Source organism: Chitinophaga sp. (assembly GCF_035564935.1).
GTDB lineage: Bacteria > Bacteroidota > Bacteroidia > Chitinophagales > Chitinophagaceae > Chitinophaga.
The window spans coordinates 1-9,635 of the sequence record NZ_DATMTE010000100.1; the positions used below are offsets into that span (position 1 = coordinate 1).

Here is a 9,635-nt window from a genome sequence, read left to right on the forward strand (position 1 = left end):
TCTCTTCCTGGAAAAAATTTCTTCAATGGTGGTACGGTCATACGGCACCTGGTCGAGAAACCCCTTTTTACAACCAGCCACTATTACCATGATCACTGCCAGCAAGGTATATTTTACAGTTATTTTTTTCATCCCTTTAGATTTTAGCTTTAGAACTGAAATGATGCACCCACGTTATAGGTAGTAAGTTGCGGGTACTTGGTACCACGACCTTCTCCCAGCTCCACATCCCATAGTTTGAAAGGACTGAAGGTGAGAATATTATATCCCATCAGGTAAATACGGGAACGTTGTACACCTACCCGTTTCAGCCAGGAAACAGGGAGGGTGTAACTGATCTCCGCATTTTTCAGTCGCAGGTAACGCCCGTTTTTTACCCACCAGGTGCTGGACTTATAATTATCATTCACATCGCCGAAAGACAGGCGCGGGTAAAACGCATGGGGATCCGGGTTCTCGGGCGTCCACCGGTCGGTGATCACATCCATCAGGTTACCGCGGGTACCGCCCTGCTGGAAGGGAACAAAACCCTCCCCATAGGCATAGATATCCACATTGGAAATACCCTGGAAGAATAAACCAATGGAGAAATTTTTATAGGCGGCGTTTACTCCAAAGCCGTATACAATTTCAGGAACAGATCCGTAGCCGATGGCGGACTGATCGTACGCATTGATGATACCATCGCCGTTGATGTCTTTGAACTTAATGTCGCCGGGGCGTACGTTACCGTTTTGCACAGGGCTTCTCACGATCTCGGCAGAATCGGTGAACAGGCCTTCTGCAATGTAGCCGAAGCGCTGCCCGATCTTCTGCCCTTTTCTTTCGAGATATGGATAGGCCCATGCCGGCAGATCGTCGTCAATTACCTTGTTCCTGTTGTAGGTGAAGTTACCTTTCAGGTTAAGCTGTACAGCGCCTATTTTATGATTATAATCTACCGAGATATCGATGCCTTTATTCTCCGTTTTGCCGAGGTTGCCGTAAGGATTGCTGCGAAGCCCGATCATAGCGGGTATGGACGAGCGGCGCAGGAAAATGTTTTTCCTGTTTTCTTTAAAAACATCCACCTGGATATTCAGCCTGTCTTTGAAGGTGGTGATCTCCATTCCCAGGTTTGTTTTCTTCGCCGTTTCCCAGGTTACATCGGAGGCGTATTCGCCGATATCATAGCCGTTGAAATTGTTGTTACGGTCTTTTCCGAAAGTATAGCCCGTGGTAGATGCCACAATGGGGATATAGGCGAAACGGCGGATATTATCGCCGTCAAGGATCTCCCCGTTACCCACCAGGCCGTAGGAGAAGCGGAACTTCAGGAACTGTATCACATTAGTGACCGGCTGGAAAAAATTTTCACCGGATACCACCCAGCCTAAGCCTGCGGAGGGGAAAAATCCATAGCGCCTGTTAGGAGAAAATGTTTCGGAGCCGTTATAGCCGAAGTTTACTTCCGCAAGGTATTTATCGTTCCAGGAATAAGTGCCTCTTCCTGCCAGGCCGCGCTGCCGGCGTGGGATAGAGCCAATGAAATCATCTTTGAAGGCGTCAATTTTATCGCTCTGGTTATACAGCAGCAAACCGCCAACACGGTGTTTGCCAAAGGTGTTATCATAGTTAAGGGCTGTTTCGGTATAGAACTGGCGGTTACCGCCATTGCTCCTGGCATACGACAGGTAATTAGTTCCGATGCGGGTTTGTTCAAATATCAGCTTTCCATCTGCATCCCTGCCGGTGGCAATCCAGTTATCCACTGTTTTGTTGCGGGCCATCCTGTGCAGGTTGTAGCTGTCGAAAGAAAACATGGAAGTAAAGGAAAGTCCTTTCACAAGGAAGCCCAGATCCTGCCGGAGGCGGATGTTTGAAAAGATCTGGTTCCTGAACTCCGTGGTATAACCGGTTTGGGTGAGCAGATCGTAAGGATTGGTAACATCGCCGGTACGCTGGCCACCTATCTTTCCATCTGAATATTTCGGGGGATGCACAATGGGCGGCAGCTTGATGGCTGCGTCGAAAATAGCGTCTGTACTTGTTCCCGGGTAGTTCCCATTGCCGATATATCCCTGTACGCCAAATTCAAGACGGGTGGTTTTAGTTACCCTCATGTTCAGGTTGGAGGTGAAATTATAGCGGGTAAATTTTATGTCGGAATTATACTTGGCAAGATCATCTCTCTTAAACAATCCTATTTCATCGTAATAAGAAAGAGAAACATAATAGTTGGTAACATCTGTGCCACCGCGCATATTCAGGTTGGCGCGTTTATTACTGCCATTCTTCCTGAAAATCTCATCAATCCAGTTCACATTGGGGTATAGCTCAGGATCTTCTCCACTGGCGGTTTTACTGATGGCTTCATCTGAATACTGGGCGGTACCGCCGCGGGTGGTGGTGGCTTCGTTGGCCATTTTCATGTAGGTTACACCGTCTGCATAATGAGGCAGGCGGGTAAACTGGGTAATGCCTTTATTGATGTCGGCATTGATCTGCGTTTTTTGCGCTTTCCCACCTTTGGTGGTGATCACAATAACGCCGTTGGCGCCTCTCACGCCATATACAGCGGTAGCAGAGGCATCTTTGAGGATATTAAAGCTTTCAATGTCTTCAGGGTCAATATTGGAGAAAGGCCGTTCTACACCGTCTACCAGTACCAGCGGGCGGCTGTCGGTAAAAGTAGAGATCCCGCGGATCCATATCTGCGCATCGTCGTAGCCGGGTTCGCCGCTGCGCTGCACGCCAATAATACCTGCCAGGCGCCCTGCCAGCAGGGTGCTGAGATTGCGCACCGGTTGCTTGAGTTCTTCAATTTTAACGCCCGTTTGCGCTCCAATAAGGCTTATTTTACGCTGCTTACCGTAACCTACTACTACCACTTCATTGAGCCCTCCTTCTTCTGCTTCCATGGTAACATCCATTTCCAGCCGGTTACGAACCGGCTGCACTTGTTTTTTATAGCCGATAAAGGAAAACTCCAGGGTGTCCAGCGGTTCCGCATCAATGGAATAATGCCCGGCAGTATTGGTGATAACGCCTTTACCGGAGCGACTGAGTTTTACGGTAACACCCGGCAGCGGGTTACCGATACCATCTCTTACATTACCGGAAATAACCACTGCGGGTTTACGGGGCTGCTCCGCCAGCTGGGCGGCAGGCGCATCTTTTTCTGATAAAGCCACTATAAGATACTGCTTGTTATTGAGCTTACTGCAACGCAGCTGATGCCCGGTAAGTATTTTATCAATGGCAGTGATGAGCGGCTTTATTTCCAGCTTCAGTAACTCGCTGGGAAAATGGATGCCTTCTATTTGCCGGTCGTTGTAAATAAACAGGATCCCTTTTACCCTGTATATTTCTTCCAGCGCCACTTTGAGCGTTAGCTGGGTATCGCGCGAGAAACCGCCGCCCGGTGGCGTGTATGCATTACTGTTATGGCTGTTGGCGGCAAAGTTCTGCCGTAGGCCGTCGTCTGCGGCAAACACGTTGGTAGCCAGGCATAGCAGTGCCAGTCCCCACGTAAGTGGAAGCAAATTCTTCATAACGGGATTTGATTTATCTGATTTTAATTTTGGTTTTTCTTTTCAAGGTTCATTGTTCCTGATTCATTCGTTTATTGCTGATCGCTATTTTGGTTGAATAATTATTTGTTGTCCATTTTTTATGATCGTTACCCGCATAATCACTTCAATGGCTTTGCGTAAATTTTCTTCGTCACTGATGGCCATGTGTCCGCTCATACTATGTTCTTTCAATGCATCCTCCTGCCGTACGGTTACCTGGTAGCCATACACCACCTGTAAAATTTCCGCAATTTCCCCGACGCTGGTATTATTAAAATCAAAGAAGCCCGCCTTCATCATCCGGTAGTAGCTGCCGTGTACCAGCTGTTTGCTGCTTTTCCCGTTTTCAAAGAAAACGCCTTCATCGGGTTTCAGCGTCCATTCTTTCCCGGGCAATACCGCCTTTATCATACCGTCGGTTACTGCGGCGGCAGCGGTGGTGGCACTGCTGTTGGCAATAAAGGAGGTGCCCAGTACCACGATGTTCATCTGTTGCATTTTCACGGTAAAAGGATGTTCTGTATGTTTGCTTACTTCAAAAAAAGCGGTGCCTTTCAGGGTTACTTCCCTTTCTTTTTCCCAGCGGGGTATATAACTCAGTTCACTTCCGTTCAGCAGCCATACCTCGCTGCTATCCGGCAGCTTTACCGCCCTTGGAGCGGCTCCGGTGTTGGTAACCGTTACCAGTGCGGGACGGGCGGGAAACCACATATATAATACAGCCGTGGTGAGTATCATTAATACCGCCACTGCAGCGGCCACGCGGTACCAGGGATACACTACTTTCCCCCTGCCCGGCGCTGGCGCCAACCTGGCGGCCACCTGCTGCCAGCGCAGGTCTGTTTCCTCCGCAGTAATACCGGGAGCAGCTGCGTAATCCAGGATGTCTTTTACCTGGAAATACAATTGCTTATGTTGTTCGTTCTCATGCAGCCATTCAAGTACCTGCTCTTTTTCACCGGCATCTGCTTTTCCTTCAATAAACGCGATAAGCAGGTTATAATCAAAATCTTGTTCTTCCATGATAATATAAAGACGGATGAATAAATCAATTCTACGTACGTGGATAAAAAAAAAGTTGACCGGCAGGGGAAGCGGATCAATACAGCGACCAGATAAGGATCTTTATCTTTTTGATATTTGACCGGAGTTGTTTCATAGCTTTATAGAGTTGCGTTTCTACAGTACGGGCCGATATTCCCATAATACCGGATATTTCCCTGGTCCGCAGGCCGTCTTTATACCGGAGCTCCAGGATAGCGCGGCATTTTGGAGGGAGCTGCCCTATAGCCTCCTGTACCTGTTCGTCGCCGGCGGCAAGCACCAGGCTTTGCCTGCCTTTTTCGGGGTCGTACCAGGCTGCTTCTTCCAGGGAAAGGGCGGTAAGGGTGGCGTCTACATAGCGGCGATGTACCATCTGGTGTCTTAAATGATCCACACAGCTGTTATGAACGGAGCGGAAAAGGTAGCCCTGCAGGGTTTGCCGGATATCGCCGGCGGCGCCTTTATGCTGCAATTGTATGAACACATCCTGTACAATATCTTCTGCGGCTTCCTTCGTCACAAATTTGCATGCATACCCCAGCAGCCGGGGATAATAGAGCCGGAACATCAAACCCAGCGCTTCCCTGTCGCTGCGTTTCAGCGCCTCTTTAATAGCGGCTTCATTTATTTCGTTCGTATCCACAGGATTGAAGTGCTTTGAAGAAAAATATTGGTGGTCTAACTTACGCTTATTTATGCTGAGAATCAACACCCCCTGGCAAAACGAATCCTTTTATATCTCAATAGATAAACTCGATCCCGGTTCCAGCCAATATTAACTTATTTTTGCACGGATACTGCACGGGGATGCAGTTCGCTATTAACATTAGAAAAATTGACCGGATGGCAGTTGTAATGAATGAAAAGGGATATAGCCGTAAACAGGAAATCGTAAACGGGCTGATACACGGGTTGGGGATCATTTTCGGGGTGAGTGCGCTGCCCATGCTGGCCGGTATTGCCGCCACGCACAGTAATACACCGGGCATTGTAGGCGCCTGCATCTATACATTCTGTTTTATACTGCTGTTTACCAACTCCACTATCTATCACCTCTCGCAGGAGCCGGCGGTAAAAAAGCTGTTCCTGGTATTTGATCATATCAGTATTTACTTTTTAATAGCCGGTACTTATACACCTTTCCTCCTGGTATATATGAATAATGCCTTTGGCATTACACTGTTATCCATCTTATGGGGACTCACACTGGTAGGGGTATTATTCAAAACCTGGTTTACGGGGAAATATGATATTGTATCTACCATCATTTACCTGCTGATGGGATGGATCATGATATTTGGCGGCCGGCGGTTCTTCGACAGCCTTCCCCTGCCGGTGATCATTATGCTGGCTATTGGCGGCGGATTATATACAATAGGGGTTATTTTTTATATCTGGGATAAATATACCTATACACATGCCGTTTGGCATTTGCTGGTACTGGCAGCGGCTATTTGTCATTATGTGGCGGTATTGCTGGCCATGTAAGCACCAGGTGAAAAGTTATCAGCCGCTTAACCCCGGCCGGTAATTTTTCTCCGCCCACATTTTCTTCCGGTATTCTGTAGGGTTAATGCCGGTATATTTCTTGAATGTCCTGTTCAAATGGCTTTCGTCTGTAAAGCCCAGTTCGTCTACAATTTCACTCATCCGCATATCGCTGTACTCCAGGCGCGTTTCCACCAGCTTCAGCTTATAATTGGTAACATAACGCTGGATGCTCTCCCCCGTTAACTTCTTCACATATTCACTGATATAATTCTGGGAGATGTTAAACTGCGCGGCCAGTTTTTCAGTACGTAATTTTTCCGGGTAATAAATATTCTGGTGAATGTAACTGAGAATATCGTTGGAGGCTTCACTGCTTACCGGGATCTTTTCAGGCGTAAGCAGCGATACATTACGCGCTACAATAGTGATAATGGTATTTACCAGTTGCTGCACCACCTCGTTGCGCAGCGATTGTTCCCGCGGGTATTCCAGCATCAGCGCGTTAACAAGCGCCCGTACTATTGGCTTATCATCCATGTGTTGTAAAATGCAGCCGGGGAAATGATAATTATTATGGAAGATAAATTCCAGTTTCCTTGCCCAGTCGCCCAGGTTACTATACGTATTGCCCGTACGCTGCGCTTCCAGGTAGATACCGTTAAAACGGATAAACAGGAAGCCCGTCCTGCTTTTTATGCGGGTATACTGTACATCCTGCGGCATCAGCAGGAAAAGGTTTTCCGGCTCATACTCAAATGTATGCTGGTTATTGTGGAAGGCTCCCGTACCCTTCACGATATATACAAGCTCAAAGAAGTTGATACGGTGCTGTCCCATGGGGCACGTATCTTCTTCTATATACATAATATCAAACGGCTTATAAAGATTAACGACTTCCATAACCTAAGATTGTACAAAAGGTACCCATTCATACAAGGGTACTGCTACAAATTTATTGGAATTTTGACTCATCAAATCACAAAAAAACAAACAAGGATATGAAAGCAATCGTATTAAAGCAAACAGGCGGTACCGGGAACTTAGAGATAAAGAACATTCCCGACCCGGTTATTAACGACCACGAAGTACTGGTACGTAACCATGCGGCAGGTATTAATCCCGTGGATGCATTTGTAAGCAACAATGAAAACGCCCTTAAGGCAATACTGCAGCCAAAAGATGGCGAAGATATTATTCCCGGGTGGGATATTGCCGGAGAAGTAACTGCCGTGGGCCGGAAGGTAACACAGTTCAAACCGGGCGACGCGGTATTTGGTATGGTGAATTTTCCCGGTCATGGTAAGGCATATGCACAATATGTGGCGGCCCCCGAAAACCACCTGGCGCTGAAACCGGCCAACATCTCTTACGAAGCTGCTGCAGCCGCTTCCCTGGCGGCCCTCACTGCATGGCAATCACTGGTTACCTATGGCCACATAAAGAAAGGGGATAAAGTGCTGATCCATGCGGCAGCAGGCGGCGTTGGCCATTATGCCGTACAAATAGCCAAACATTTCGGCGCTTACGTAATTGGCACCTCCTCTGCTGCTAAAAAAGATGCCGTACTTGGTTTTGGCGCCGATGAGCATATCGACTACAACAGCCAGGCATTTGAACAGGTGGTATCAGATGCCGATATCGTACTGGATGCCATCGGCGCACCCGGCCACCTGGACCGCTCCCTCGCTGCCGTAAAGAACGGCGGGCGCGTGATCAGCTTACTTGTATTTTTCAGCGATGAACAAAAACAACAGGCAGCGGCAAAAAACGTATATACGCACCGGTTATCCGTAGTGTCCGGCGGAGAGGACATAAGATCCATTGCCGCATTACTGGAACAGGGCCTGCTGCATTCTGATGTTTCAAACGTGTATGCGTTTGAAGAAATTGCTAAAGCGCATGAACAGGTGTCTTCCGGGAAAACACAGGGTAAAGTGGTGGTGAAAATACCGTAATAAAAATAACAAGCAAACAGCAAACCCGTTACCAGAACCGTACATAAATAACGGACAGCAACAATAATATCGTTACTATTAAAATCACAGAAGAGGGTTTCAGCTTAAACATCTCATAGTCCAGCTCAAAAGCTTTGGCGCTCACTTTCGGCCCGGCCAGGCTGATAGCCACCATTACCAGTACGGTAGTGAGGAAAGACCATCCGAGACTGATAAAGAAAGGTATTTCATACTCCCCTTTTGCATTGTGAAAAGCGGAATACAGCACCGTTTCCGGTCCGAAGATCCTTACAGCCACCTGGTTAAAGAACAGGGAAGCAGCAAAGCCGGTAATGATACCAGCTATAGCGGCAGCGCCACTGGTCCTTTTCCAGAACATGCCTAAAATAAAAGTGGCAAACACTCCGGGGCTGATAAAGCTGGAATACTTCTGCACAAAAGTATAACCGCCGGCGCCGCCGATATCCAGCACATCGTTCCAGGTAAATAACACGCCTACAACGATAGCTGCAATAATGGTGAGCCGGCCGGTCCATACCAGCTGCTTTTCATCAGCTTTGGTATTGATATATTTTTTATAAACATCCAGGGTGAATATGGTGGAGATGCTGTTGGACTTACCCGCCAGTGAAGCCACAATGGCGGCGGTAAGCGCCGCAATGGCCAGTCCTTTTAAACCAGCTGGCAGCAAGGTTAAAATGGCCGCGTAAGCGCCATCCTTTTGCCCGCCTTCCAGCTGCGGCAAATGACCATGCTGGTATAATACATACGCCACAATACCCGGCAGCATTACAATTACAGGCATCAGTATTTTCAGCAGGCCGGCAAATAAAATGCCCGTGCGCGCGGTTTGCAGATCGGCTCCCAGTGCACGTTGCGTAATATACTGGTTACAACCCCAGTAATTAAGATTGCTGATCCACTGCCCGGCAATGTACATACCAAATCCGGGAAGAATAAGGTACTTGTTCACATAATCCTGCGGCGCGCCGGAAGCAGGCTTTTTCAGCATCATGTGAAAATGATCGGGCGCTTCCCGTACAAGTATATTAAACCCGGCGAGTACATCTTTCCCCAATCCGAATTTTTCGCTCACCACTGTCAGTGCCATCCAGGTGGTAGCAAGACCGCCAATGATCAACACTCCTACCTGTATCACATCGGTATAACCAATTACTTTCATCCCTCCCAGTGTAATGATGACGGAGAAAATAGCCAATGCCACCATTACCTCGTGAAAATAGGCGCCCCCGAGTAGCCCGTTAATGGCAAGGGCGCCCAGATACAGAATAGAAGTGAGGTTAACAAATACATATAAAAACAACCAGAATACAGACATGATCAAGGCTACCGTTTCATTGTAGCGGGTTTTCAGGAACTGAGGCATGGTGTAGATCTTATTTTTGATATACACCGGCATCAGGAACACCGCCACAATGATCAGCGCGGCGGCCCCCACCCATTCATACACAGATACAGCGATACCCACGAAAAAACCATCCCCGCTCATTCCTATAAACTGCTCCGCGGAAATATTGGAAGCAATAATGGAGGCGCCGATGGCCCACCAGGTAAGCGATCCTTCTGCAAG

The 9,635-nt window shown here is 47.9% G+C and carries 7 protein-coding genes; 2 read left to right on the forward strand and 5 right to left on the reverse strand.

All coding sequences use genetic code 11. The annotated features are described in order from the left end of the window. Positions 1-149: 149 nt before the first annotated feature. From VN105_RS02765 to VN105_RS02775, 3 genes are all read right to left on the reverse strand, one after another. Positions 150-3,533, reverse strand: a complete 3,384-nt coding sequence (locus VN105_RS02765; protein WP_325637689.1) for a TonB-dependent receptor — start codon at positions 3,531-3,533, stop codon at positions 150-152. A gap of 84 nt (positions 3,534-3,617) precedes the next feature. Beyond that, the gene (locus VN105_RS02770; RefSeq protein WP_325637691.1) at positions 3,618-4,577 is read right to left on the reverse strand and encodes a FecR family protein; all 960 of its coding nucleotides are present in this window, start codon (positions 4,575-4,577) and stop codon (positions 3,618-3,620) included. Positions 4,578-4,653: 76 nt separating this feature from the next. Then, positions 4,654-5,241 (reverse strand): RNA polymerase sigma-70 factor, encoded by a 588-nt coding sequence (locus tag VN105_RS02775; protein WP_325637693.1) that lies wholly within the window; start codon positions 5,239-5,241, stop codon positions 4,654-4,656. A gap of 200 nt (positions 5,242-5,441) precedes the next feature. On the opposite strand from VN105_RS02775, the gene trhA reads away from it, so the two are divergent. Continuing rightward, complete coding sequence (trhA, locus tag VN105_RS02780; protein ID WP_325637695.1) at positions 5,442-6,086, forward strand: PAQR family membrane homeostasis protein TrhA; 645 nt, start codon at positions 5,442-5,444, stop codon at positions 6,084-6,086. A gap of 18 nt (positions 6,087-6,104) precedes the next feature. On the opposite strand, the gene VN105_RS02785 is transcribed toward trhA, so the two are convergent. Further along, positions 6,105-6,989 (reverse strand): AraC family transcriptional regulator, encoded by an 885-nt coding sequence (locus VN105_RS02785; RefSeq protein ID WP_325637697.1) that lies wholly within the window; start codon positions 6,987-6,989, stop codon positions 6,105-6,107. Positions 6,990-7,087: 98 nt separating this feature from the next. Between VN105_RS02785 and VN105_RS02790 the strand changes: the two genes are divergently transcribed. Continuing rightward, a complete protein-coding gene (locus VN105_RS02790; protein ID WP_325637699.1) occupies positions 7,088-8,044 on the forward strand; it encodes an NADP-dependent oxidoreductase in 957 nt (318 codons plus the stop codon). A gap of 28 nt (positions 8,045-8,072) precedes the next feature. On the opposite strand, the gene VN105_RS02795 is transcribed toward VN105_RS02790, so the two are convergent. Beyond that, positions 8,073-9,635: sodium:solute symporter family transporter (locus VN105_RS02795; RefSeq protein WP_325637700.1), on the reverse strand; the 1,563-nt coding region annotated here is incomplete at its 5' end.